Annotated in this window: 23 protein-coding genes; 15 read left to right on the forward strand and 8 right to left on the reverse strand. The window is 60.5% G+C overall.

What is annotated here, in order from left to right:
- The first annotated feature begins 110 nt into the window (after window positions 1-110).
- From sucC to C4J84_RS08915, 4 genes are all read left to right on the forward strand, one after another.
- A complete protein-coding gene (sucC, locus tag C4J84_RS08900) occupies window positions 111-1,277 on the forward strand; it encodes an ADP-forming succinate--CoA ligase subunit beta (protein ID WP_003190011.1) in 1,167 nt (388 codons plus the stop codon).
- Entirely contained in the window at window positions 1,277-2,158 is an 882-nt protein-coding gene (gene sucD / locus C4J84_RS08905; RefSeq protein ID WP_048729999.1) for a succinate--CoA ligase subunit alpha, read from the forward strand. The genes sucC and sucD overlap by 1 nt, the downstream gene beginning before the upstream one ends.
- 427 nt (window positions 2,159-2,585) lie before the next feature.
- A complete protein-coding gene (gene brnQ, locus C4J84_RS08910) occupies window positions 2,586-3,899 on the forward strand; it encodes a branched-chain amino acid transport system II carrier protein (RefSeq protein ID WP_124361981.1) in 1,314 nt (437 codons plus the stop codon).
- Between the two features lie 142 nt (window positions 3,900-4,041).
- Window positions 4,042-4,782 carry a DUF599 domain-containing protein gene (locus tag C4J84_RS08915; RefSeq protein WP_124403559.1) on the forward strand — a complete coding sequence of 247 codons (741 nt, stop codon included), beginning with the start codon at window positions 4,042-4,044 and terminating at the stop codon, window positions 4,780-4,782.
- Window positions 4,783-4,865: 83 nt separating this feature from the next.
- Here the strand turns inward: C4J84_RS08915 and C4J84_RS08920 are convergent, their stop codons facing one another.
- Complete coding sequence (locus C4J84_RS08920) at window positions 4,866-5,123, reverse strand: hypothetical protein (protein WP_124361983.1); 258 nt, start codon at window positions 5,121-5,123, stop codon at window positions 4,866-4,868.
- Between the two features lie 154 nt (window positions 5,124-5,277).
- Here C4J84_RS08920 and C4J84_RS08925 point away from each other — a divergent pair, with 154 nt between their 5' ends.
- From C4J84_RS08925 to C4J84_RS08940, 4 genes are all read left to right on the forward strand, one after another.
- Window positions 5,278-5,724, forward strand: coding sequence for a PaaI family thioesterase (locus tag C4J84_RS08925; protein WP_124435185.1), 447 nt, complete (start codon window positions 5,278-5,280; stop codon window positions 5,722-5,724).
- Complete coding sequence (locus tag C4J84_RS08930; RefSeq protein ID WP_124435186.1) at window positions 5,721-6,173, forward strand: PaaI family thioesterase; 453 nt, start codon at window positions 5,721-5,723, stop codon at window positions 6,171-6,173. The genes C4J84_RS08925 and C4J84_RS08930 overlap by 4 nt, the downstream gene beginning before the upstream one ends.
- 89 nt (window positions 6,174-6,262) lie before the next feature.
- Window positions 6,263-8,167: a molecular chaperone HtpG gene (gene htpG, locus C4J84_RS08935; protein WP_124435187.1), complete on the forward strand. Its 1,905-nt coding sequence runs from the start codon at window positions 6,263-6,265 to the stop codon at window positions 8,165-8,167.
- Between the two features lie 66 nt (window positions 8,168-8,233).
- On the forward strand, window positions 8,234-8,962 hold the full coding sequence (locus tag C4J84_RS08940) for a dienelactone hydrolase family protein (protein ID WP_124370176.1): 729 nt from the start codon (window positions 8,234-8,236) through the stop codon (window positions 8,960-8,962).
- A 113-nt stretch (window positions 8,963-9,075) separates the two neighbouring features.
- Here the strand turns inward: C4J84_RS08940 and C4J84_RS08945 are convergent, their stop codons facing one another.
- Complete coding sequence (locus C4J84_RS08945; protein WP_124370177.1) at window positions 9,076-9,942, reverse strand: pirin family protein; 867 nt, start codon at window positions 9,940-9,942, stop codon at window positions 9,076-9,078.
- A gap of 64 nt (window positions 9,943-10,006) precedes the next feature.
- The gene (locus tag C4J84_RS08950) at window positions 10,007-10,423 is read right to left on the reverse strand and encodes an OsmC family protein (RefSeq protein ID WP_124361989.1); all 417 of its coding nucleotides are present in this window, start codon (window positions 10,421-10,423) and stop codon (window positions 10,007-10,009) included.
- Between the two features lie 170 nt (window positions 10,424-10,593).
- Between C4J84_RS08950 and C4J84_RS08955 the strand changes: the two genes are divergently transcribed.
- The gene (locus C4J84_RS08955) at window positions 10,594-11,586 is read left to right on the forward strand and encodes an amidohydrolase family protein (RefSeq protein ID WP_372238204.1); all 993 of its coding nucleotides are present in this window, start codon (window positions 10,594-10,596) and stop codon (window positions 11,584-11,586) included.
- 292 nt (window positions 11,587-11,878) lie between these two features.
- Here the strand turns inward: C4J84_RS08955 and fabB are convergent, their stop codons facing one another.
- The 5 genes from fabB to C4J84_RS08980 all read right to left on the reverse strand — a co-directional run bounded on the left by fabB (window position 11,879) and on the right by C4J84_RS08980 (window position 18,837).
- Window positions 11,879-13,099 (reverse strand): beta-ketoacyl-ACP synthase I, encoded by a 1,221-nt coding sequence (fabB, locus tag C4J84_RS08960; protein ID WP_124366438.1) that lies wholly within the window; start codon window positions 13,097-13,099, stop codon window positions 11,879-11,881.
- Between the two features lie 11 nt (window positions 13,100-13,110).
- Window positions 13,111-13,626, reverse strand: a complete 516-nt coding sequence (gene fabA / locus C4J84_RS08965; protein ID WP_003210552.1) for a 3-hydroxyacyl-[acyl-carrier-protein] dehydratase FabA — start codon at window positions 13,624-13,626, stop codon at window positions 13,111-13,113.
- 249 nt (window positions 13,627-13,875) lie between these two features.
- On the reverse strand, window positions 13,876-15,777 hold the full coding sequence (locus C4J84_RS08970; RefSeq protein WP_124370179.1) for an ATP-binding protein: 1,902 nt from the start codon (window positions 15,775-15,777) through the stop codon (window positions 13,876-13,878).
- Entirely contained in the window at window positions 15,774-16,703 is a 930-nt protein-coding gene (locus C4J84_RS08975) for an ABC transporter substrate-binding protein (RefSeq protein WP_124435188.1), read from the reverse strand. The genes C4J84_RS08970 and C4J84_RS08975 overlap by 4 nt, the downstream gene beginning before the upstream one ends.
- Before the next feature lies 1 nt (window position 16,704).
- The gene (locus C4J84_RS08980) at window positions 16,705-18,837 is read right to left on the reverse strand and encodes a TonB-dependent siderophore receptor (protein WP_124370181.1); all 2,133 of its coding nucleotides are present in this window, start codon (window positions 18,835-18,837) and stop codon (window positions 16,705-16,707) included.
- A 195-nt stretch (window positions 18,838-19,032) separates the two neighbouring features.
- Between C4J84_RS08980 and C4J84_RS08985 the strand changes: the two genes are divergently transcribed.
- The 6 genes from C4J84_RS08985 to C4J84_RS09010 all read left to right on the forward strand — a co-directional run bounded on the left by C4J84_RS08985 (window position 19,033) and on the right by C4J84_RS09010 (window position 23,130).
- Window positions 19,033-20,058, forward strand: coding sequence for an NAD(P)H-dependent glycerol-3-phosphate dehydrogenase (locus C4J84_RS08985; protein ID WP_124370182.1), 1,026 nt, complete (start codon window positions 19,033-19,035; stop codon window positions 20,056-20,058).
- 10 nt (window positions 20,059-20,068) lie between these two features.
- The gene (locus C4J84_RS08990) at window positions 20,069-20,416 is read left to right on the forward strand and encodes a DUF4389 domain-containing protein (RefSeq protein WP_124361997.1); all 348 of its coding nucleotides are present in this window, start codon (window positions 20,069-20,071) and stop codon (window positions 20,414-20,416) included.
- Window positions 20,413-20,862 (forward strand): phosphohistidine phosphatase SixA, encoded by a 450-nt coding sequence (sixA, locus tag C4J84_RS08995; protein WP_124370183.1) that lies wholly within the window; start codon window positions 20,413-20,415, stop codon window positions 20,860-20,862. Before C4J84_RS08990 ends, sixA begins: the two co-directional genes overlap by 4 nt.
- Before the next feature lie 72 nt (window positions 20,863-20,934).
- Window positions 20,935-21,378 carry a hotdog fold thioesterase gene (locus tag C4J84_RS09000; protein ID WP_124361999.1) on the forward strand — a complete coding sequence of 148 codons (444 nt, stop codon included), beginning with the start codon at window positions 20,935-20,937 and terminating at the stop codon, window positions 21,376-21,378.
- 97 nt (window positions 21,379-21,475) lie between these two features.
- On the forward strand, window positions 21,476-22,279 hold the full coding sequence (locus tag C4J84_RS09005; RefSeq protein WP_124370184.1) for an alpha/beta fold hydrolase: 804 nt from the start codon (window positions 21,476-21,478) through the stop codon (window positions 22,277-22,279).
- On the forward strand, window positions 22,276-23,130 hold the full coding sequence (locus C4J84_RS09010; RefSeq protein WP_124362001.1) for an alpha/beta hydrolase: 855 nt from the start codon (window positions 22,276-22,278) through the stop codon (window positions 23,128-23,130). The genes C4J84_RS09005 and C4J84_RS09010 overlap by 4 nt, the downstream gene beginning before the upstream one ends.
- The last annotated feature ends 35 nt before the right edge of the window (window positions 23,131-23,165 follow it).

Consider the following 23,165-nt stretch of genomic DNA (forward strand, 5'->3'; position numbering starts at 1 on the left):
TTTACGGGCCATAAGCCCTGCAAGTTGCGCAAGCAGCAGTCACAGGTGGCGCGGCACTCATAATGAGCGCAGCGCCGAATGCGCAGTACCTAACGAAGACGGTAAAAAGCATGAATCTTCACGAGTATCAGGGTAAGCAGCTGTTCGCTGAATACGGCCTGCCAGTTTCCAAGGGCTACGCAGTAGACACCCCGGAAGCAGCAGCAGAAGCTTGCGACAAAATCGGCGGCAGCGAGTGGGTTGTCAAAGCCCAGGTCCACGCCGGTGGTCGCGGTAAAGCGGGCGGCGTTAAGCTGGTTCGCAGCAAAGAAGACGCCAAGGCCTTCGCACAGCAGTGGCTGGGCAAGCGTCTGGTGACTTACCAGACTGATGCCAATGGCCAGCCAGTCACCAAGATCCTGGTTGAATCGTGCACTGATATCGCTAAAGAGCTGTACCTGGGCGCTGTCGTTGACCGTTCGAGCCGTCGCATCGTGTTCATGGCTTCCACCGAAGGTGGCGTGGACATCGAGAAGATCGCTCACGAAACCCCAGAAAAAATTCTGAAAGCCACTATCGATCCACTGGTTGGCGCTCAGCCATTCCAGGGTCGCGAGCTGGCTTTCCAACTGGGCCTGGAAGGCAAGCAAGTTGCCCAGTTCGCCAAGATCTTCGTCGGTCTGGCCAAACTGTTCCAGGATCACGATCTGGCCCTGCTGGAAGTGAACCCGCTGGTGATCAAGGCTGACGGCGATCTGCATTGCCTCGACGCCAAGATCAACATCGACGCCAACGCCATGTACCGTCAGCCTAAGCTGAAGACTTTCCATGATCCGTCCCAGGACGATCCGCGCGAAGCGCACGCTGCCAAGTTCGAACTGAACTACGTAGCCCTGGAAGGTAACATCGGTTGCATGGTCAACGGTGCGGGCCTGGCCATGGGTACCATGGACATCGTCAACCTGCATGGCGGCAAACCAGCCAACTTCCTCGACGTAGGTGGTGGCGCTACCAAGGAACGCGTTACCGAAGCGTTCAAGATCATCCTGTCCGACTCCAACGTCGCTGCAGTACTGGTCAACATCTTCGGCGGCATCGTTCGTTGCGACATGATTGCCGAAGGCATCATCGGCGCAGTGAAAGAAGTTGGCGTTAAAATCCCGGTTGTTGTTCGCCTTGAAGGTAACAACGCTGAACTGGGCGCTAAAGTACTGGCAGAAAGCGGTTTGAACATCATCGCGGCTACCAGCCTGACCGACGCTGCTCAACAAGTTGTCAAAGCTGCGGAGGGCAAATAATGAGCGTCCTGATCAATAAAGACACCAAAGTTATCTGCCAGGGTATTACCGGTTCGCAAGGTAGTTTCCACACCCAGCAAGCCATCGAATACGGCACCAAGATGGTTGGCGGCGTAACTCCGGGCAAAGGCGGCACCGAGCATCTGGGCCTGCCAGTGTTCAACACCGTGAAAGAAGCTGTAGAAACCACTGGCGCTACCGCCAGCGTGATCTACGTTCCAGCACCTTTCTGCAAAGATTCCATCCTGGAAGCGGCATTCGGCGGCATCAAGCTGATCGTGTGCATCACCGAAGGCATTCCTACCCTGGACATGCTGGACGCTAAAGTTAAGTGCGACGAGCTGGGCGTTGTCCTGATCGGCCCTAACTGCCCAGGCGTTATCACTCCAGGCGAATGCAAGATCGGCATCATGCCAGGTCACATTCACTTGCCAGGCAAAGTCGGTATCGTTTCCCGTTCCGGCACCCTGACCTACGAAGCTGTGAAGCAGACCACTGACGCCGGTTTCGGTCAGTCGACTTGCGTCGGCATCGGCGGTGACCCGATCCCAGGCTCCAACTTCATCGACATCCTGAAGCTGTTCCAGGAAGACCCGAAGACCGAAGCGATCGTCATGATCGGTGAGATCGGCGGTTCGGCTGAAGAAGAAGCCGCTGCCTACATCAAGGCACACGTGACCAAGCCGGTTGTTTCCTACATCGCTGGTGTGACTGCCCCTGCGGGCAAGCGCATGGGCCATGCTGGCGCAATCATCTCTGGCGGCAAGGGTACTGCAGACGAGAAGTTTGCTGCCCTGGAAGACGCAGGCGTGAAAACCGTGCGTTCGCTGGCAGACATCGGCAAGGCTTTGTCCGAGCTGACCGGTTGGGCTGTCAAGTAAGCCTCGCGCTTAGCTGACGCTTTACCAGCAAAGGCCACCTTCGGGTGGCCTTTGTGCATTTGGGCCGCCCATTTATTGAAATGTACTCGGTCCCATGTGGGAGGGGCTTGCTCCCGATGAAGGTGAATCAGTCACTGATATATTGACTGGCACACTGCCATCGGGAGCAAGCCCCCTCCCACATTTTGTCTGTATTGCCAAATTAAGTATGAAAACACGACATTGAAATGTCGCTTATCGGACAGTTCGCCCTGCAACAGTGCGTTTGTCAGGCTAATTCTGTACCCTAGCCGCCTCTTTATGCGTGCGCCTCCCAAAAGGAAGCCCCGCGCTGGACCGGTCGGTCCCGATCAGGACCGGCAGCCTTTCCCTCATCCATAGGGAAGCCCTCTCTAAATTCCGATTCAGTAGTGTGGTATTTCCTCAAATGAAAGTGTTGAAAAGCCAGGATATCCTGGCGTTGGGCTTTATGACCTTTGCCCTGTTCGTGGGCGCCGGCAACATCATCTTCCCGCCTATCGTGGGCTTGCAGTCCGGGCCACACGTCTGGATGGCCGCCTTGGGGTTCCTGATTACCGCAGTTGGCCTGCCGGTCGTCACCGTGATCGCACTGGCCAAGGTCGGCGGCGGTATGGATGCGCTGAGCAGCCCGATCGGCAAGATCGCTGGCGGCCTGCTCGCGGCGGCGGCGTACCTGGCGGTTGGGCCGCTGTTCGCCACGCCGCGTACCGCCACCGTTTCGTTCGAAGTGGGCCTGGCGCCGCTGACCGGCGAAAGCCCGCTGGCGCTGTTCCTGTACAGCTCGGTGTATTTCCTGGTGGTGTTTTTCGTGTCGCTGTACCCAGGGCGCCTGCTGGACACCGTGGGGCGTTTCCTCGCGCCGCTGAAGATCATCGCCCTGGCCATCCTTGGCATCGCCGCGTTTGCCTTGCCGGCCGGTGAAGTCGGTGTCGCCACGCCGGAATACGTCGCCGCGCCATTCTCCCAGGGCTTTATCAATGGCTACCTGACCATGGATACCCTGGGTGCGCTGGTATTTGGCATTGTCATCGTCAACGCGATTCGCTCCCGTGGCGTGGAGTCGCCCAAGCTGATCACGCGTTACGCGATTATTGCCGGGCTGATTGCCGGCGTGGGCCTGGCGCTGGTGTACATCAGCCTGTTCCGCCTCGGCTCGGGCAGCCATGCCGTGGCCGCAGGTGCCAGTAACGGCGCTGCGGTGCTGCACGCCTATGTCCAACATACCTTCGGCTCACTGGGCAGCGGTTTCCTGGCGGTGCTGATTTCCCTGGCGTGCCTGGTCACCGCCGTGGGCCTGACCTGCGCCTGCGCCGAGTACTTCAGCCGTGTGCTGCCGCTGTCCTACAAGACCCTGGTGGTGATCCTCGCGCTGTTCTCGCTGTTCGTGTCCAACCTGGGCCTGACCAAGCTGATCGCGTTCTCCATCCCGGTGCTCACCGCGATCTACCCGCCGTGCATCGTGTTGGTGGCCCTGAGCTTCTGTAAGGATTTCTGGCAGGAGCAGGGCCGTATCGTTGGCCCGGTCATGCTGGTGTCGTTTATCTTTGGCTGCATCGATGCGCTCAAGGGCGCGGGCCTGGCGGATTGGATGCCGTCGCAACTGATGCACCTGCCGTTGAGCGAGCAGGGCCTGGCGTGGTTGGTGCCATCGGTGATGATCCTGGTGGTGGCGGTGGTGGTGGATCGCATGCTGGGAAAACGCAGCGAAGCCATCGCTTAATACCGGACTCACGCGTTACTGAAATGCCCCGTATCAATCGATACGGGGCATTTTTTATGGGCGTCATGCAGTGTCTTTTTGCTTGAGCTAGCGTCGAACAGGTGACTCAATTCTCAAATGGAAACTGTGAACAAGGGCCCACATGTCGTTTGTCGAAACCAATCAAGTCCACTTGCTTGCTGCCCTATGGTTCATCCTGTGTTGGGGCGGTTATACCCGTTACGCCACCTGGAAGGCCCGCGACACGGCCTGCCTGGCCAGCGTGTTGCATCTGTATCGCGAAGACTGGATGCGCCGCATGTTGCTGCGCGATAACCGCATCGCCGACGCCAGCGTGATCGGTAACCTGGAGCGGAACGCCTCGTTCTTCGCCTCCAGCACCTTGATCATCCTCGCCGGCATCCTCACCGTGCTGGGCGCCTCCGAGCGGGCGGTATCGCTGCTGGCGGATATCCCGATGGTGCAGCAGGCCTCCCAGGGTATGTCGGAGATCAAGTTGCTGTGCCTGGCGCTGGTGTTCGTCTACGCCTTCTTCACCTTCAGCTGGTGCATGCGTCAGTACAACTTTGCCGCAGTGCTGGTGGGCTCGGCGCCGATGATTGGTGAGCGGCATGTGTCGGAGCAGGAGCGCAATGCATTTGCCTTGCGGGCGGCGCGGGTGATTTCGATGGCGGCCAACCAGTTCAACTTTGGCCTGCGCGCTTATTACTTCGGCATGACCATGCTGGCCTGGTTTGTCAGCCCGTGGTTGTTCATGTTGATGAGCAGCGGGGTGGTACTAGTGCTATACCGCCGTGAGTTCCATTCCGACGTTTTACAGGTGATGGTGTATACCCCGACGGAGATGCACGTCCCGGATCCGGCAAAAGACAACGTCTCTTGAACGCCGGATAAAACAGCAGGCAAAGAAAAGCCCGCTTTATAAGCGGGCTATCTTTTGCAGCACTACAGCTTTACACCGTGCAATTACTGCTTGGCAGGCTCTGCAGGTGCGGCAGGTGCAGCTTCTTTCGCGGCGGCAGCGTTCGATTCGGCCTGAGCTTTGGCAGCATCGGCGTTTTCTTTCGCAGCGTCGTTCACTTTATCCTGTGCTTTCGCCATGTCTTGCTGAGCTTGCTCAGAATGTGCAGCGGCGTCTTGGGCTTTGTCTTCGGATTTCTTGTCGCAGGCAGCCAGGCCGAGGGCAGCGGCCAGCATCATGGAAATAGCTAATGTGTTGCGCATGGTGTTTCTCCTTATTGAAGATATCTACTGGCCTTTCGAACTCAAGGGGCCAGCATTAGTTCCTTTTGTTCCACAGATATATAAAGCTTTTCGCCAGGAACTTTCCAAATTATTACCTATCCGGCCCACCCACACTAATAAGAATTTAAAAACAATGACCGAAACCCCCTTGTTAGACCGCGCCACTCGCTTTGCTTCGGCGCTTCGCCATTGCCTGGTACTGGGGATTACGGTCCATGCTGCGACGGAGGAGGGCATGACGCTGGTGTTGCCCTACGGCGCGCATATCGTCGGTGATCCCCGCACCGGCGTCATCCACGGTGGTGCGCTGACTTCGTTGATGGACACCGCCTGCGGCATGGCCACCCTGTGCGTGCTGCCCGAGTTCGAGGTATGCCCGACCCTGGATTTGCGCATCGACTATATGCATCCCGCCGAGCCGCATAAACCGGTGTATGGCTTCGCCCAATGCTACCGGGTAACCACCGATGTGATCTTCACCCGCGGCGTGGCCTATCAGGACGATCCGCAGCAGCCCATTGCCCATGTAGTAGGCACCTTCATGCGCATGGGCAAGCACCTCAAGGGGCTGCCAGCATGAGTCATCGATTCAAGACCGGCCTGGAGCAAGCGCTTGGGCGCGGCGATTACGCGGCACTGCTCGATCTGGTTCCCTACGCAAAGCTGATTGGCGTCCAATGCTCGCGCTCAGGGGACGAATTGCTGTTTCGCCTGCCAGCCAACAAGGACAACATTGGTAACCCTATATTGCCGGCGCTGCATGGCGGGGTGATCGCCGGCTTCATGGAACTGTCAGCGGCGTTGCACTTGCTCGTATTTACCGGCGCCCCGGGCCTGCCGAAAATCATCGACTTCTCCCTGGATTACCTGCGCGGCGGCCATTTTCGCGACACCTACGCCACCTGTCAGGTGTGGCGCCAGGGCCGGCGTGTCGCCAACGTGGCGATCACCGCCTGGCAAACCACGCCAGCCGAACCAATTGCCACCGCTCGCGCACATTTCAAGATCGAGGAACCGCCGCGCCCTTGAAATCCAGGTTGGAGCCCCCAACTTTGATGACAACCCGCCGCCAACCCTTTCGGGCGCGGCCATTGCCATCCAATTGGAGTTTGATGACCATGAGTGTGGAAACTCAAAAGGAAACCCTGGGCTTCCAGACCGAGGTGAAGCAGCTGCTGCACCTCATGATCCATTCGCTGTATTCCAACAAGGAAATTTTCCTTCGCGAATTGATCTCGAACGCCTCTGACGCTGTCGACAAATTACGTTTCGAAGCCCTGTCCAAGCCTGAGTTGCTTGAAGGCGGCGCCGAACTGAAAATCCGTGTGAGCTACGACAAGGACGCCAAGACCGTCACCCTCGAAGACAACGGTATCGGCATGAGCCGTGACGATGCGATCACCCACCTGGGGACCATCGCCAAATCCGGCACCGCAGACTTCATGAAGAACCTGTCGGGCGACCAGAAAAAAGATTCTCACCTGATCGGCCAATTCGGCGTGGGTTTCTATTCGGCTTTCATCGTTGCCGACAAGGTAGAAGTATTCAGCCGCCGCGCCGGTCTTGACGCCAGCGAAGGTGTGCACTGGGCTTCCAAAGGTGAGGGCGAGTTTGAAATCGCCACCCTCGACAAGCCCGACCGTGGCACCCGTATCGTGCTGCACCTGAAAGATGGCGAAGACGAATTCGCCGATGGCTGGCGCCTGCGCAACATCATCAAGAAATATTCCGACCACATCGCCCTGCCGATCGAGCTGCCGAAAGAACAGACGGCTGCCGAAGGCGAAGAAGCACCGGCCGTCGAATGGGAAACCGTCAACCGCGCCAGCGCCCTGTGGACCCGTCCGCGTACCGAGATCAAGGACGAGGAATACCAGGAGTTCTACAAGCACATCGGCCACGATTACGAGAACCCGCTGAGCTGGAGCCACAACAAGGTCGAAGGCAAGCTGGAATACAGCTCGCTGCTCTACGTGCCGGCCCGTGCGCCGTTCGACTTGTACCAGCGCGAAGCGCCGAAGGGGCTGAAGCTTTACGTACAGCGTGTGTTCGTGATGGACCAGGCGGAATCGTTCCTGCCGCTGTACCTGCGCTTCATCAAGGGTGTGGTCGACTCCAACGACCTGTCGCTGAACGTGTCGCGTGAGATCCTGCAAAAAGACCCGATCATCGACTCCATGAAGTCGGCGTTGACCAAGCGCGTACTCGACATGCTGGAAAAACTGGCGAAGAACGAGCCTGAGAAATACAAGGGCTTCTGGAAAAACTTCGGCCAGGTCATGAAAGAAGGTCCGGCAGAAGATTTCGCCAACAAGGAAAAAATCGCCGGCCTGCTGCGTTTTGCCTCGACTCAAGGTGAAGACGGTGAACAGGTTGTGTCGCTGGCCGACTACCTGGCACGCGCCAAGGAAGGTCAGGACAAGATCTACTACCTCACCGGTGAAACCTACGCTCAGGTTAAAAACAGCCCGCACCTGGAAGTCTTCCGCAAGAAAGGCATCGAAGTGCTGCTGCTGACCGACCGTATCGATGAGTGGCTGATGAGCTACCTCACCGAATTCGCCGGCAAGTCGTTTGTGGACGTGGCGCGTGGCGACCTGGACCTGGGCAACCTGGATTCCGAGGAAGACAAGAAAGCCGCTGAAGAAGTCGCCAAGTCCAAAGAAGGCCTGGTTGAGCGCATCAAGGCGTCCCTGGGTGAAGCCGTCAGCGAAGTGCGGGTTTCCCATCGTCTGACCGATTCGCCGGCGATCCTGGCCATCGGCGAGCAGGACCTGGGCATGCAGATGCGTCAGATCCTCGAAGCCAGCGGTCAGAAGGTTCCGGATTCCAAGCCGATCTTCGAATTCAACCCGGCGCACCCGCTGATCGAGAAGCTCGACGGTGAGCAGAGCGAAGAGCGTTTTGGCGACCTGTCGCACATCCTCTTTGATCAGGCGGCCCTGGCCGCTGGCGACAGCCTGAAAGACCCGGCCGCCTATGTGCGCCGACTGAACAAGCTGTTGGTTGAACTGTCGGTTTAACACCGTTGTAGAAAAACCCGCTTCGGCGGGTTTTTTCGTTTTAGCGCACCTCAACTGGAGTGAATCATGAGCCAAGTCACACTACGTTCCGTGGTCTATCAGATTGATGGCCAGACTTATGAAAGCCGCTTGGCGTTCGATGCGACCCACAAAGGCCCGCTGCCGGGGCTGTTGATGGCGCCGAACTGGATGGGCGTGAGCGCAGGGGCCGAAGAGATCGCCAAGAGCGTGGCCGGCCACGGCTATGTGGTGTTGATCGCCGACCTCTATGGGCAAACCGTGCGCCCTTCGAACGGCGATGAGGCCGGTGCGGCGATGATGCCGCTGAAGAACGACCGTGCCTTGCTGAACAAGCGTATGCAAGCCGCCTTCGAACAGCTGCAAAGCCAGACTGAAGCGGCTGTGGATACGTCGAAACTGGCGACCTTCGGCTTCTGCTTCGGTGGCTGCTGCTCCCTGGAGCTGGCCCGTACCGGTGCGCCGTTGAAAGCGGCGGTATCGTTCCATGGCACCCTCGACACACCGAACCCCGCAGATGCGAAGAACATCAAGGGTTCAGTGCTGGTGCTGCACGGCGCCTCGGACCCGCTGGTACCGAAAGAACAACTGCCGGCGTTCGAAGATGAAATGAACGCGGCGGGTGTGGATTGGCAATTGCTCAGCTACGGTGGCGCGGTGCATTCCTTTACCGACCCCGAAGCCAATGTGCCGGGCAAGATGATGTATGACGCCAAGACCGCAGCGCGGGCGTTCCGGTCGATGCATAACTTGCTGGATGAGGTGTTCAAGGGCTGATTTTTTAGTGTCTGTTCGGACGCTATCGGGGGCAAGCCCCCTCCCACACTTGGATTGTGAATACAGTGCAAATGTGGGAGGGGCGGTGCGACGATTCGACTTGCCCCCGATGACTATCTAACAGGCAACTCAATCCTTTCAGACTCCCCCGGCACCGTCGGCCAATCCCCAGCCGCCCATCGCTGCCGCGCCTGTTCAATCACCGCCGGGTCGCTCGCCACAAAGTTCCAGTTGATCCGCCGTGGCCCATCCAGCGGCGCGCCGCCAAGTATCACCAGGTGGCAGGCACTCTCGGCAGACAGGGTCATCTCCTGTCCAGTCGGTAAGACCACCAGGCTGCGTACCTCCAGAACCTCACCGTCCAACTGCGCCTCACCCTCCAGTACATACACCGCGCGCTCCTCGTGCTCATCCGGAATCAGCAGGGTAGTGGCCGTCTGCATGCGCACGTCGGCGTACAGCGTGGGCGACAGCACCGGTACGGGCGACTTGAGACAGAACCCGCTGCCGGCGATCAGGCGCACCTGCACGCCCAGGTTATCGCTGACCGGCAAACTGGCCGCCGGATGATGGCTGTAGTGGCCCGGCCCGGTTTCGTGGTGCTTGGGCGATGCCAGCCACACTTGCAGCCCATGCAGCGTAAAACCACTGGCCTTGACCGCCTCGGGCGTGCGCTCGACGTGGGCAATCGCGCTGCCGGCAGTCATCCAGCTGACCTCGCCGGCCTGCACCACTTGGTCCGAGCCCAGGCTGTCTTTGTGCTGCAAGGTGCCTTCGAACAGATAGGTGAGGGTCGACAGCCCGATATGGGGATGCTGGCGGATATTCATCCCGCTGCCCGGCGCGTAACGGGTCGGCAGCATATGGTCGAAAAACACGAAAGGCCCGACGCTGCGACATTCACGCGAGGGCAGTGGGCGCAGGATAGGCTGGCCCTCGACATCTTCGGGGCGAGGGCGGATCACGGTGAGCGTGGTCATGGGGGCATCCCTGTCTGAGCGGGTTGGATGACGCTGAGCATAACCCGCTCGGACAAAGTTGGCGTTATTGGCTGAAGGCGCCTTCCGAAAGTGTGGTCTCGATGCTGACTTCGGCGGTGGTCATCAGTTTGTGCACCGGGCACTTGTCGGCGACACGGTGCAACTCATCGCGCTGAGCATCGGTGAGCACGCCCTTGAGGGTCAGCTTGACGTTGAGCCTGTACTTACCTTTTTGCTCTTCGGCGGCGTCGTGGGTAACTTCTACCGTCACGCCGGTGAGCGGAATGTCTTTCTTCTGCGCATAGAGCCTGACGGTCAAGGCCTTGCACGATGCCAGCGCAGCATCGAAGTAATCATGGGGAGATGGCGCTGAATCGTCACCTCCCAGGCTCTTGGGCAGGTCGGTAAACAGCTCGTGGTTGTTGATAGCGACGCTGTGACGGAAATTCTCAGCGTTCAACGTATTGACGGTAACAGGCATGGCGAACCTCACAAGGCTGTGGATGACGGTCATGCAGTAATAGAACATGCCGACGGTGGGGCGTTCCAGGTTTTTGTCCGTGCTGAACCCTGATGCGTGGCGTAGGGTCTACCCGTATCAGCCCCTATCGAGGTATCACCGTGCTCTGGACCCGTGTGAGTTTTGCCCTGATGCTCGCCGCCAGCAGCCTTGCCGCGCAGGCTCGCGAGTATGCCTACAGCGATGCGCACCTGCATTACGTGGATTTTTTCCAGGAAACCGCAGGCATGGCCAAGCTGCTCAGGGTCATGGCGGAGAATCGCATCGACCATGTGATGATTTCCGGCATTCCCGTGGCCAAGAAATGGCATGAGGACGAACCCAAGCGTCCGCGCTATTACGCAGGCGATGACGCCGATGCCTATTGGTACAGCGCCACCGATGTGATCGTCGCCGCTGCGGTCAATAAGCTGACCCCCGAACAGCGCCAGCACTTTCATCCGTTCCTGGCCGGTTTCAATCCAAACGACAAGAACTCCGCTGCCCACATCCAGCGCATGCTCGACCTCAACCCGGGGCTGTGGCAGGGCATAGGCGAGGTGTTTACCCGCCACGACGACCTCACCGCGCTGACCTCGGGTGACACACCACGTGCCAACAACGAAGCCATGACGCGCATCTATCACTTGGCGGCGGAGAACGACCTGCCGGTGATGGTGCACTCCAACATCACCTCCAAGCGCGAGCGCAACCCGTTGTACCTGGCCGAAATCGAGCAGCCGCTGCGCAACCATCCGCACACGCGTTTTATCTGGGCCCACGCCGGCACCAGCAAGGAAATCCATCGCCATCAGGTGCAAATGGAGTTCTTGCTGCCCACCTTGAATCGCCTGCTGGAAACCTACCCCAACCTGTATATCGACCTATCGTGGAGCATGCTTACCCCGTATTTGCTGGATGATGCCGGAAAGCCCCGGCCGGAGTGGGTCAAGCTGGTAGAGCGTTTCCCGGATCGCTTTATGCTGGGCTCTGACGTGGTAGGACGCTTCAACAAGCTGGGTAAGGAAATGCGCCGCTTTGATCCCTTCCTTGATGCATTGCCTGAAGACGTTGCCCACAAGGTCGCGCGGGATAACTTTTTGGCCATTCTGCCCAAGTCGCCTCGCGATGAGGGAGCGCACTGATAGCGGGTTTTGGTTTTGTGTAATGACGTAAGACGCCGTTAACGTACAGCGGTGGCGCGGTTTTTGTGTAGGGCTGGGGCTGAGGTGGCCCTATCGGGGCATAGGTATCTACACAATTTTGGCACGCTCCTGAACCTGTGACGGCTCAGGAGCCGAAGCCTCTCTAACTGACGCCCCGCGACCAAAATGTGGGAGGGGGCTTGCCCCCGATGCAGGTGACCCGGTCTCATTCAATGGCCCATAAAAAAGCCCCGAACCAGTCGGGGCTTTTCATTGGATCAAGCTACAGGCCTTACTTGCCCTGCCAGCGTTTCAGCACCAGGGTGGCGTTAGTGCCACCAAAGCCGAAGCTGTTGCTCATCACGGTGTCGATTTTTACATCTTCAACGGTCTTGGTCAGGATCGGCATATCGGCGACGACCGGGTCGATCTCGTCGATGTTGGCCGAACCGGCCATGAAGTTGCCTTCCATCATCAGCAGGCAGTAGATCGCTTCGTGAACGCCAGCGGCGCCCAGGGAGTGACCCGACAGGCTCTTGGTGGAGCTGATTTTCGGCGCCTTGTCCCCGAATACCGCACGTACGCCTTCCATTTCCTTGGCGTCGCCGACCGGAGTCGAAGTGCCGTGGGTGTTCAGGTAGTCGATCGGGGTGTCCACGGTGGACATCGCCATCTGCATGCAACGGATGGCGCCTTCACCGCTTGGCGCAACCATGTCGTAGCCGTCGGATGTCGCACCGTAGCCGACGATTTCCGCGTAGATCTTGGCGCCACGGGCCAGGGCGTGTTCCAGTTCCTCGACCACGACCATGCCGCCACCGCCGGCGATGACGAAACCGTCACGCTTGGCGTCGTAGGCGCGGGAGGCCTTTTCCGGGGTTTCGTTGTACTGGGTGGACAGCGCGCCCATGGCGTCGAACAGGAACGACTGGCTCCAATGTTCTTCTTCACCGCCGCCGGCGAATACGATGTCCTGCTTGCCCAGTTGAATCTGCTCAACGGCAGTGCCGATGCAGTGGGCGCTGGTGGCGCAGGCCGAGGAGATCGAGTAGTTGACACCCTTGATCTGGAACGGCGTGGCCAGGCAAGCCGAAACTGTGCTGCCCATGGTCCGCGTGACACGGTACGGGCCAACGCGTTTCACGCCTTTTTCGCGCAGGATGTCCAGCGCTTCCATCTGGTTCAGGGTGGATGCGCCGCCGGAGCCGGCGATCAGGCCGGTACGTACGTTCGACACCTGGTCTTCGCTCAGGCCGGAGTCGGCGATCGCGTCTTTCATGGCCAGGTAGGCGTAGGCGGCAGCGTGGCCGACGAAGCGATAGATCTTGCGATCGATCAGTTCTTCGAGGGGCAGGTCAATGGAGCCGGAAACCTGGCTACGCAGACCCATTTCGGCATATTCCGGGTTGAAGCGGATGCCAGGGCGACTTGCACGCAGGTTAGCGGTGACGGTCTCTTTGTCATTGCCCAGGCAAGAAACGATGCCCAGACCAGTGATAACGACGCGGCGCATGCGGATAACCCTTAAAAGTTGTCAGTGGAAGTGAATACGCCGACCCGAAGGCCTTCGGCAGTATAGATCTCGCGACCGTCGACAGTCACCGAACCGTCGGCGATGGCCAGGTTCAGCTTGCCCTTGAGGACGCGCTTGATTTGAATGTTGTAGGTGACTTTCTTGGCGGTCGGCAGGACCTGGCCAAAGAACTTCACTTCGCCCGAACCCAGGGCGCGACCGCGACCCGGAAGGCCTTGCCAGCCCAGGTAGAAGCCGACCAGTTGCCACATGGCATCGAGGCCCAGGCAGCCCGGCATCACCGGGTCTCCTTCGAAGTGGCAGGCGAAGAACCACAGGTCAGGGGTGATATCCAGCTCGGCGACCAATTCACCTTTGCCGTACTTGCCACCCTCTTCGCTGATATGGGTGATGCGATCCACCATCAGCATGTTCGGGGCGGGCAGTTGCGCGTTACCTGGGCCGAACAGCTCACCGCGACTGCAGCGCAGCAGGTCTTCCCGAGTAAAGGCGTTTTGTTTGGTCATGCGAGCTCCTCAATAATCCCATGCGGCAGGGTAGGGCAAATCTTCCCGAACCGAATGAAGCGTTCATGCCTCATAGCGGTAGCCTACACATAGACTATTGCGTTGTAGTGAAAGTCACAGCGTCAAGGTACTCAATGTACACTTGTTCACTGAAATGTTAAACCGGACCTGTTTATCGGCCCGTTCGGGTGCCTAAGACTGCCGCACTTTCGTCTTCCACGCCAGTCGGACTTGGCTTGAACGCCACAGCTAGTTCACCCAGCGCTGAAGGATTTGCTGCAAATCCGTGCGTTTGAACGGTTTGGCCAGGTAATCGTTCATTCCAGCAGCGAGGCAGGCTTCGCGGTCGCCCTGCAAGGCGTTGGCGGTCAGGGCGATAATCGGCAGATCGGCGCAGCCCGGCAGCTGGCGGATGCGCCGGGTGGCCTCGTAGCCGTCGATCAATGGCAGGCGGCAGTCCATCAGGATGGCCGTGAAGATCAGGCTTTCGGCGCTGCGGATCGCCTCGGCGCCATCGGTGGCCAGGCTGACTTCGAAGCCCAGGCTGCGCAGCATGGCTTCGACCACGGTACGATTAACCGGGTTGTCTTCCACCAGCAGTATATGCCGCCCGTCGCCTGCACTGGTTTTACCCACGGCGTCCGGGGCGATGGCGGGCAGGCTCTGTTGATCGATAGCCAGCGGAATTTCCAGGGTGAACACCGAACCCCGGCCTTCTTCGCTCTGGGCGCGCAGGGTGCCACCCATGCGTTCGGCCAGCGTACGGGCAATCGGCAGGCCGAGGCCGGTGCCGCCGTAACGTCTTGAAATGGAACTGTCGGCTTGCTGGAACGCGTCGAACATTAACTCCAGGCGCTCGGCGGAAATGCCGATACCACTGTCGCGCACGGTGCAGGTGAACCACACCAGTTCATGGTCCAGGGTTTGCCAGTGGGGCTGCACGTGTACCGTGCCGTGCTCGGTGAACTTCAAGGCATTGCCGATCAGGTTCACCAGAATCTGCCGGATACGGGTCGGATCACCGCGCACCCGCAGGGCTTCCATGCCCGATGGAATCGGCAGCTCCAGGGCCAGCCCGCGTTGCTGCGCACTGTGCTGGAACGCCTGGGCGCAACTGCTGATCAGCTCGGCCAGGTTGAAGGAAATATGTTCCAGCTCCAACGCGGCCCGCTCGATACGTGAAAAGTCGAGGATGTCGTTGATCACCTTGAGCAGGTGCTCGGTGGACTCGGAGGCCAGCGCCGCGTACTCGGCCTGCTCTTCGGTCATCTCGGTGGTTTCCAGCAGTTGCAGCATGCCCAGCACGCCATTCATGGGCGTGCGCAGCTCATGGCTCATCATCGCCAGGAAGTCCGACTTGGCATTGTTCGCGCGCTCGGCTTCTTCGCGGGTCTGGATCAGCTGGGCCATGGCCTGCTGCTGTTCACGGCTGGCCTGGTTGAGGCCGGCGGCCAGGTTGTTGATGTGCCGCGCCAGATCGCCCAGTTCGGAGTCATCGACAATCGGCAGCGGTGTCTTGTAGTCGCCCTGCTGGATGGCCTTCACCGCATTCCCCATGGCGCTGATCGGCTGCGACAGGCTGGCGGCCAGGCGTCGCGCCAGCAGGCAGGTGAACAACAGCGCGAACAGCGCCAGGATGCCGGCCTTGAATAGAATTTCCTGCTGGCGCTGGCTGAACGCATCGTTGGACATCCCGACGATCACTCGGCCCAGGTAATCCGCGCGCGGCGCTGTTGGTTCGTTGAGGTTGTCCTGGAAAAAGTCATTGCCCAACTGGATATGTTGCAAGCGGATCGGTGCCTGGAACACCTTCACCGACAGTGAGCGGTCGTGTTTCTCCGACGGCTGCTCGACGTACACCAGAATGTTCTCGGCGCTGTCCTGAATCTCCAGGAAGCGCACGTGGGGGGTGGCCAGCGTCGCGCGCAGCAGGGTGTCGAGCACCTCGTTGTTGCCGGAAATAACGCCGTACTCGGTGGCCGGCGCCAGTTGGTTGGCGATCAACTGGCCGGTGTGGTCCAGTTCCTGGCGCAAGTCCTGGATACGCACGAAGGTAAAGAAGCTGATCAACAGCAAGGTCAGCAACAGCGCGGGCCCCAGGGTAATGAGCTGGGTGCGGGTGTTGATGTCCCAGCGACGGCGCAAGGTCATGGGCGTCTGTCTCCTTCGGCCAAGCGGGCGGCGACGGCAGCTTCGTCGACCTGTTCGATGCCCAGTGAGCGCGCGACTTGCGGGTTGCCCACCACTTTGAAATGTTCCGGGTAGAACGTGCGCGGCCAGTTGGCAGGCGGGTGGTCCAGCAGCCGATCGAGTACCGCGAGCCAGTCAGGCTGGTCGCTGTAGGTGCTGGCCAGGCTCCCTGCGCGGACAAACCCGGCATTGGGCCCCACCAACGGCAATTGCTGGGCATAGCTGCTCAATAACAGGTTCTTGGCGGTTTTAGGGTTGTACAGTTGCGGATCGTCCAGGCCCAGCAGCACGTCACTGTTCTTGAACAGGGCTTGCAGGGGGCGGCTGTCATTGGTGTTGTCCCAGCGTTGCGGCACGATTTCCAGGCCCAGCGGCGCCGCGTATCGGTGTAGCTCGGGCAGCAGGAATTCGCTGTCGGCACCGTAAAGCACACCGATGCGCCGGGCCTGGGGCAAGATGCTGGCGATCAGGCGCAACTGGCGCGTCAGCGGCGGATCGCTCCACAACAGGCTGATTTTTGCCGGGTGAGCGCCGCCCAGGCGTTGCTGGGCTTGCAGACGGCTGATGCGCAGCACCAGGGTCGACGGGCCCTGGCTGTCCTGCAAGCGCCAGTCGAGGCCGGGCAGGTCGAGCAGGATCAGGCGGGTAGTGGCGGGCAACTGGCTCGGCGCCGGCAGGTTTTGCAGCAGGGTGAAGGAGACATGGTCTTCGGGGCGCTGCTGCGCGAGGGCCTGGGTAAAGGCTTGGACGCCGGCACCGTCCTCGGCGGCGGTCAGCAGGATTTCCGCGCTCCACACGGGCCTCGTGAACAGCAGGCACGCCAGCAGCAAGCCTTTGCGCCACAGCCTTGAAACGACAGGGAGGGTCATCCGTGACGGGTCGCCCATGTCAGAACTCTAACTGCGCGCTGAAGTAGAGCACATGGCGATGGTCATAATGGTTGTCGGGCCAGGTGGTCGGCTGGTTATCGAGGCGTTGTTGCAGCATGCCAGCCAGCTCCACGTTGGTTTTGCCCAGGGCAATGCGCTTGGCCACCCGCAGGTCGACCCGTTCGAAGCGATACTCGTTGAGTGCGTCGTCACCATAGTAGAACAAGGCGCTGGACCAGCCGTGGCCCCATTCGCGCAACCAGCCGGCCGAGCCGCTGTTACGTGCGGTCTGCGCTTTGTCCAGCGGGTTGCTGGTGCTCGCGTCGACGTAAGCGTAGGTCAGGCGCAGGCGGTCGGCGTTGCTCACGCGCCAGTCGAATTGGGATTCGGCACCGGTAAAGCGCGAGCTGTTGGCGTTGCTGGCGATGTATTGGTTGTTGCGCAACGGCGAGCTGATCATGTCGGTGATTTCGTCATAGAACAGCTTCACGTCGACATTCAACCCGAGGTCGGCAAAGAACCCGTTGTAGCCCAGTTCGCGCGAGCGCATCAACTCTTTATCGAGATTGCCCGGGCCGCGTGTTACCACAAAATATTGCCCGGAATTCTGCCCATACACCGGCGAACTGAGGTTGGTGACGCGGTAGCTCCAGTTGACGTTGTTCTCGAACATGTCCGGTGAACGGATCGCCTCGGAGTACACCGCCCGCAGACCGTGGCGCGGGTTGATCAGGTAGTTGACCGCCACGCGGGGTGTCAGCGAGTTACCGCTCAAGTGGGTGTCTTCGTACATCGCGCCGCCTTGCAGCAGCCAGTGTTCGCTGGCGCGCCATTCCAAGTGGCCGAACAGGCGCCAGGTGGTGTCGTCCAGCGTTCCGTTGAAGTAGGTGTCGGAGTCGGCGCGGTCGTAGCGGTAATTCATTCCGCTGACCAGGCGCAGGCTGTCGGAGAGGCTGAGGGTGTCTTGCAGCTCCAGGTCGTAGCGGCTTTCCTGGGTGCTCTGGTCGATATCGCCGCACACGCTTTGGCTGGCGCCGTTGCGCCATTGGTCCAGTACCTGGTTGCCCAACGCCTGCTCGGCGGCGCTGCCGGGCGGAGCGCTACCCTGGCTGAACTGATCCATGTGCCGCGCCAGCTTTTCGGCGTAGTTGGGGTTGAGCTGCCACAGCTGGGTCAGTTCGGGGCTGAACGAGACCTTGGCGTCACAGGCTTTCCAGATCTGCCGACGGTTCCATTGCTGGGCCGACCCCTGGATATACAGGCTGTGGTCGGGGTTGAAGTCGAAATTCCAGCGCATTGAGCCCGCGTAGTCCTTGGCGGTGACGTCGGAATTGGTGCCGCCCTCGGTAATCCCGGCGAACACCGGAGTGTAGGTATAGGGACGCTGATTGGTGCCTTCCTTGGCATCCAGCTGCCAGTCGATGCTCTGTTGCGCATTCAACGTTTGGCTGACGGCCAGGCTGAAGCGGCTGAGGCGGCGGCTGTCACGGCGGTCGGCACCGGCGGCATCGCTGTCAAAACCATCGTCCTGTTGCCCGGACAGCGACAGGCGCAAGTCGCCGGTTTCCCAGCCCACGCCCTGGCTGGCATAGACATCGTTGATCCCGCGTTCACCGCGGATGACCTTCACCCGCGTGCCCTGGCTGTTGGCCGGTGAACGGGTGAGGATATTGACCACCGCCATCAGCGCATTGGCGCCGTAGCTGACGGTATTGGGGCCACGAAACACCTCGATACGCTCGATGTCTTCCATGGCCACTGGAATATCGCTCCAGTCCACCGTCGCCAGGCCTGCGCGGTACACCGAGCGTCCGTCGATCAACACCTGCATGCGCCGTGCATCGCTGGCGCTGGTGCCGTGGTAATTCACCGCCGCCTGATTGCCGGTGGTGTAGCCGACCATCATCCCCGGCACCAGGCGCAACAGCTCGGCAATGTCACGCGCACCGCTGGCCTTGATCAACTCGCTGTCGATCACAGTCATGCTGCCGGGTACGGCCGCGGCCGATTGCTTGAGGCGGGTGGCGGTCAATACCTGCGGCAGCGGTTGGCTGTCGAGGAACAGATCGTCGGCCGACGCACTGGCGCTGCACGCCAGGGTCAACGGCAGCATCAACAGCAGGGATGAGCGGGGAGGAGGGCCCAGGTACACGGCGCGGCCTTGATAATTGCGGATAGCCGCCCATGTTAACTGAGGTGAGGCCTTTTGCCAGTCGTGAGACCTGCAATAACTTCATTCAAGTGTGGCATTTTCCGACAAGCGCACGAATTCACACGGGGGCTGGCCGCAAGCAGGTCGCCCCGTATAATGCCGCCATCGCCACTGGTATGGATTAACGGATTGCATATGACTGAACAGCGCCCTATCGCGGTCCTGGGAGGCGGAAGTTTTGGTACCGCCGTGGCTAACCTGCTGGCCGAGAACGGCTACGCCGTGCGCCAGTGGATGCGTGATCCCGAGCAGGCCGAGGCCATTCGCGTGCATCGGGAAAACCCGCGTTACCTTAAAGGCATCAAGATTCATCCGGCGGTCGAACCCGTTACCGATCTGTTGGCAACCCTTACCGCCTGCGACCTGTGCTTTGTCGCGCTGCCTTCCAGCGCCTTGCGCTCGGTGCTGGCGCCCCACGCCGAACGCCTGGCGGGCAAGCTGCTGGTCAGCCTGACCAAGGGTATCGAGGCGCAGACATTCAAGCTGATGAGCGAAATCCTCCAGGAGATCGCCCCCCAGGCGCGCATTGGTGTGCTGTCCGGGCCGAACCTGGCGCGGGAAGTGGCCGAGCATGCGCTGACCGCCACGGTGGTCGCCAGTGAAGACGAGCAACTGTGCGAGCGCGTCCAGGCGGTGCTGCATGGTCGCACCTTCCGCGTCTACGCCAGTGCCGACCGGTTCGGCGTCGAACTGGGCGGTGCGCTGAAGAACGTCTACGCCATCATCGCCGGCATGGCCGTGGCCTTGGGGATGGGCGAAAACACCAAGAGCATGCTGATTACCCGTGCTCTGGCGGAGATGACCCGTTTCGCCGTGAATCAGGGCGCCAACCCGATGACGTTCCTGGGCCTGGCGGGCGTCGGCGACCTGATCGTCACCTGCTCGTCGCCGAAAAGCCGTAACTATCAGGTCGGGTTCGCGCTGGGCCAGGGGTTGAGCCTGGAAGAGGCCGTGACTCGCCTGGGCGAAGTGGCCGAAGGGGTCAACACCCTCAAGGTGCTCAAGGCCAAGGCTCAGGAAGTCGGGGTGTACATGCCGCTGGTTGCCGGGCTGCACGCGATCCTGTTTGAAGGGCGCACCTTGGACCAGGTCATCGAGCTGCTGATGCGCGCCGAGCCGAAAACCGATGTCGACTTTATTTCCACCAGCGGTTTCAACTGAGGAACGCGGCATGAACGATTCGAAAGCAGCCCCCAAGTATGAGTCCATTGTGCTGCGCATCCTGTGGATGCTGGTATTTGCCTTGGTGTGGCAGGTGGCGCAGTTCGTGCTCGGCGCCTTGGTGGTGGTGCAACTGATTTACCGGTTGATCTATGGCGCGCCGAACCTGAGCCTGATGAACGTTGGCGACAGCCTCAGCCAGTTCCTTGCGCAGATCGGTCGCTTCGGCAGCTTCCATACCGAGCAAAAACCCTGGCCGTTCGCTGATTGGCCAACCCCGCGTGCACCGGAAGGCGAAGCCGCGCATAGCGTGCCGCCAGCACCGCACCCGGTGCGTGATGAAGAGCCCAAGCTATGAAATTGTGGATCCTGCGCCACGGGCAAGCCCAAGCTCATGCGCCAACTGACGCCGAGCGCAACCTCACCGAGCATGGCCGGGCTGAAGTATTGCGCAGTGCCGCGCACCTGATCGGCCAGCCGCTCAGTGCCATCATCGCCAGCCCTTATGCGAGGGCGCAGCAGACGGCGCAACTGGTGCGCGAGGTGTTGGGGTTCGAGCCTCAGATCCGTACGGTGCCGTGGCTGACGCCAGAGGACAGCCCGGCGCAGGTGCTGGAAAAACTCGATACCGATGACAACGTGCTGCTGGTCAGCCATCAGCCGCTGGTGGGCAACCTGATCAGCTTTTTGCAGCACGGTCACTCGCGTCAGCCGCAGCCGATGCATACCGCCAGCCTCGCGCTGTTGGAGGGTGACTTCCCATTGGCGGGGTTGATGAGCCTGGTCAGCGTTGAAAATCCATAAGCTATAGCGCTTATCTGGAATGCCGTTGTGTGTCAGGATTAGGATCGTAATAAAACCAATAAGGACAGTCCCATGAGCCTGTGGCGCACGCAACCGAATATCGAACAGCTCAACGCGAGCCAGAAAAACACCATCGGTGAATTGCTGGATATTCGCTTCGAAAGCTTCGACGACGAATCCATCACCGCCAGCATGGTGGTCGATCACCGCACCCATCAGCCCTACGGCTTGTTGCATGGCGGCGCCTCGGTGGTACTGGCCGAAAGCCTGGGCTCCGTGGCGGCCTACCTGTGCGTCGATGCGAGCAAATTCTATTGCGTGGGCCTGGAGGTCAACGCCAATCACCTGCGCGGTGTGCGCAGCGGGCGCGTAACGGCGGTGGCCAGGGCCATTCATATCGGCCGCACGACCCAAGTGTGGGACATCCGCTTGACCAACGACGAGGGCAAGGCCAGTTGCGTATCGCGCCTGACCGTGGCCGTGGTGCCCCTGGGCGAACAGCCTCCGGCGCGATAGACATGGCGTGAGTGTCATCATTCCTGGCGGTTACGGTCATTGCCGTGAACGCCAGGCATGGTGACAATCAACCTCTGTTCCTGAAGAGCGCGCCGCTATGTCGCAGCATGTGTTTTTCGCCCACGCCAATGGCTTCCCGTCGGCCACCTACGGCAAGTTGTTCGCGGCCCTGGCTCCCGAATATACGGTGGGGCATCTGCCGCAGCACGGCCACGATCCCAGGTTCCCGGTGGACGATAACTGGCAGAACCTGGTGGATGAACTGATCCACCATCTGCAGCAGCAACCGGAGCCGGTGTGGGGCGTCGGCCATTCCCTGGGCGGGGTCTTGCATTTGCACGCCGCCATGCGCTGCCCGCAGCTGTACCGTGGCGTGGTGATGCTGGACTCGCCGGTGTTGACCCGCGCGGATCGCTGGGTGATTCGCGCCGCCAAACGCTTTGGCTTCATCGACCGCCTGACCCCGGCCGGACGCACCCTGGGCCGCCGTGAGGAATTCACCGACCTGGACGCCGCGCGCGCTTACTTCGCCGGTAAGACCCTGTTTCGCGGTTTCGACCCCGAGTGCTTCGAGGCGTACCTGCAACATGGTCTGCTGCCAGTGGGCGACCGTCTGCGTCTGCGTTTCGACCCCGCGACGGAAATCAGCATCTATCGGGGCGTGCCTCACACCAGCCCCGGCCAGGTGCGCCAGTTGAAAGTGCCGCTGGCGGTGGTGCGCGGCCAGCAGAGCCGTGTGGTGATGCGCCATCATGTCAGCGGCGTAGGTCGCCTGCCCATGGGTGAGATGCTCACCATGCCCGGCGGCCATATGTTTCCCCTTGAGCGACCCCAGGACACCGCGACCTTGATCAAGCACCTGTTTGCCCGTTGGCAGGCCCGTGAGCGCAGTTGCGCATGAGCGCGCCCGTGGAAGAAGTACGCCTGAGCCTGCCGCATATCGAGCTGGCGGCGCATCTGTTCGGGCCTGAAGACGGCTTGCCCGTCATCGCCCTGCACGGTTGGCTGGACAACGCCAACAGCTTTGCGCGCCTGGCGCCGAAGCTGCAGGGGTTGCGCATCGTCGCGCTGGATATGGCCGGGCACGGGCACTCGGCCCATCGTCCGGCCGGGGCCGGTTACGCCGTGTGGGATTACGTCCACGATGTGTTGCAAGTGGCCGAGCAACTGGGCTGGCAACGTTTTGCATTACTTGGCCATTCCCTCGGCGCCATCGTTTCCCTGGTGCTGGCCGGAGCGTTACCGGAGCGCGTGACGCACCTGGGGTTGATCGACGGGGTGATCCCGCCGACCGCCCGCGGCGAGAACGCGGCCGAGCGGCTGGGCATGGCATTGCAGGCGCAATTGAGCCTGCAGGGCAAGCGCAAGCCGGTCTATGCGAGCCTGGATCGGGCGGTCGAGGCGCGCATGCACGGCCTCGTCGCGGTCAGCCGCGAAGCCGCCGAACTGCTGGCCCAGCGCGGTTTGATGCCGGTGCCGGGTGGCTACACCTGGCGCAGCGACAGCCGCCTGACCCTGGCATCACCGATGCGCCTGACCGATGAACAAGCCATGGCGTTCGTACGACGCGTGAGTTGCCCTACGCAGCTGGTGGTCGCGGCTGACGGCCTGTTGGCGAAACATTCCGAATTGCTTTCACAGCTGCCCTTTACCGTGACGACGCTGCCGGGTGGCCATCATTTGCACCTGAATGACGAGCCCGGTGCGGTTCTTGTTGCAGACTGTTTCAATCGGTTCTTCTCCGCGCCTTGACTTGGCGCGGTCAACTGCCGAGGCTGGGCGGATTG

Source organism: Pseudomonas sp. R11-23-07, from assembly GCF_003852295.1.
In the GTDB taxonomy this organism is placed as follows: Bacteria; Pseudomonadota; Gammaproteobacteria; order Pseudomonadales; family Pseudomonadaceae; genus Aquipseudomonas.

Excerpts from the sequence above, each read along its gene's own strand:
- C4J84_RS08990 (WP_124361997.1), top strand. The coding sequence starts at position 20,069 with ATGAACGATTCGAAAGCAGCCCCCAAGTATGAGTCCATTGTGCTGCGC.
- C4J84_RS09000 (WP_124361999.1), top strand. The coding sequence starts at position 20,935 with ATGAGCCTGTGGCGCACGCAACCGAATATCGAACAGCTCAACGCGAGC.
- C4J84_RS08945 (WP_124370177.1), bottom strand. The coding sequence starts at position 9,942 with ATGACCACGCTCACCGTGATCCGCCCTCGCCCCGAAGATGTCGAGGGC.
- C4J84_RS08970 (WP_124370179.1), bottom strand. The coding sequence starts at position 15,777 with ATGACCTTGCGCCGTCGCTGGGACATCAACACCCGCACCCAGCTCATT.
- C4J84_RS08925 (WP_124435185.1), top strand. The coding sequence starts at position 5,278 with ATGACCGAAACCCCCTTGTTAGACCGCGCCACTCGCTTTGCTTCGGCG.
- C4J84_RS08950 (WP_124361989.1), bottom strand. The coding sequence starts at position 10,423 with ATGCCTGTTACCGTCAATACGTTGAACGCTGAGAATTTCCGTCACAGC.
- C4J84_RS09010 (WP_124362001.1), top strand. The coding sequence starts at position 22,276 with ATGAGCGCGCCCGTGGAAGAAGTACGCCTGAGCCTGCCGCATATCGAG.
- C4J84_RS08955 (WP_372238204.1), top strand. The coding sequence starts at position 10,594 with ATGCTCGCCGCCAGCAGCCTTGCCGCGCAGGCTCGCGAGTATGCCTAC.
- sucC (WP_003190011.1), top strand. The coding sequence starts at position 111 with ATGAATCTTCACGAGTATCAGGGTAAGCAGCTGTTCGCTGAATACGGC.
- C4J84_RS08940 (WP_124370176.1), top strand. The coding sequence starts at position 8,234 with ATGAGCCAAGTCACACTACGTTCCGTGGTCTATCAGATTGATGGCCAG.
- C4J84_RS09005 (WP_124370184.1), top strand. The coding sequence starts at position 21,476 with ATGTCGCAGCATGTGTTTTTCGCCCACGCCAATGGCTTCCCGTCGGCC.
- htpG (WP_124435187.1), top strand. The coding sequence starts at position 6,263 with ATGAGTGTGGAAACTCAAAAGGAAACCCTGGGCTTCCAGACCGAGGTG.
- sixA (WP_124370183.1), top strand. The coding sequence starts at position 20,413 with ATGAAATTGTGGATCCTGCGCCACGGGCAAGCCCAAGCTCATGCGCCA.
- C4J84_RS08975 (WP_124435188.1), bottom strand. The coding sequence starts at position 16,703 with ATGGGCGACCCGTCACGGATGACCCTCCCTGTCGTTTCAAGGCTGTGG.
- C4J84_RS08930 (WP_124435186.1), top strand. The coding sequence starts at position 5,721 with ATGAGTCATCGATTCAAGACCGGCCTGGAGCAAGCGCTTGGGCGCGGC.
- fabA (WP_003210552.1), bottom strand. The coding sequence starts at position 13,626 with ATGACCAAACAAAACGCCTTTACTCGGGAAGACCTGCTGCGCTGCAGT.
- C4J84_RS08920 (WP_124361983.1), bottom strand. The coding sequence starts at position 5,123 with ATGCGCAACACATTAGCTATTTCCATGATGCTGGCCGCTGCCCTCGGC.
- sucD (WP_048729999.1), top strand. The coding sequence starts at position 1,277 with ATGAGCGTCCTGATCAATAAAGACACCAAAGTTATCTGCCAGGGTATT.
- brnQ (WP_124361981.1), top strand. The coding sequence starts at position 2,586 with ATGAAAGTGTTGAAAAGCCAGGATATCCTGGCGTTGGGCTTTATGACC.
- fabB (WP_124366438.1), bottom strand. The coding sequence starts at position 13,099 with ATGCGCCGCGTCGTTATCACTGGTCTGGGCATCGTTTCTTGCCTGGGC.
- C4J84_RS08915 (WP_124403559.1), top strand. The coding sequence starts at position 4,042 with ATGTCGTTTGTCGAAACCAATCAAGTCCACTTGCTTGCTGCCCTATGG.
- C4J84_RS08985 (WP_124370182.1), top strand. The coding sequence starts at position 19,033 with ATGACTGAACAGCGCCCTATCGCGGTCCTGGGAGGCGGAAGTTTTGGT.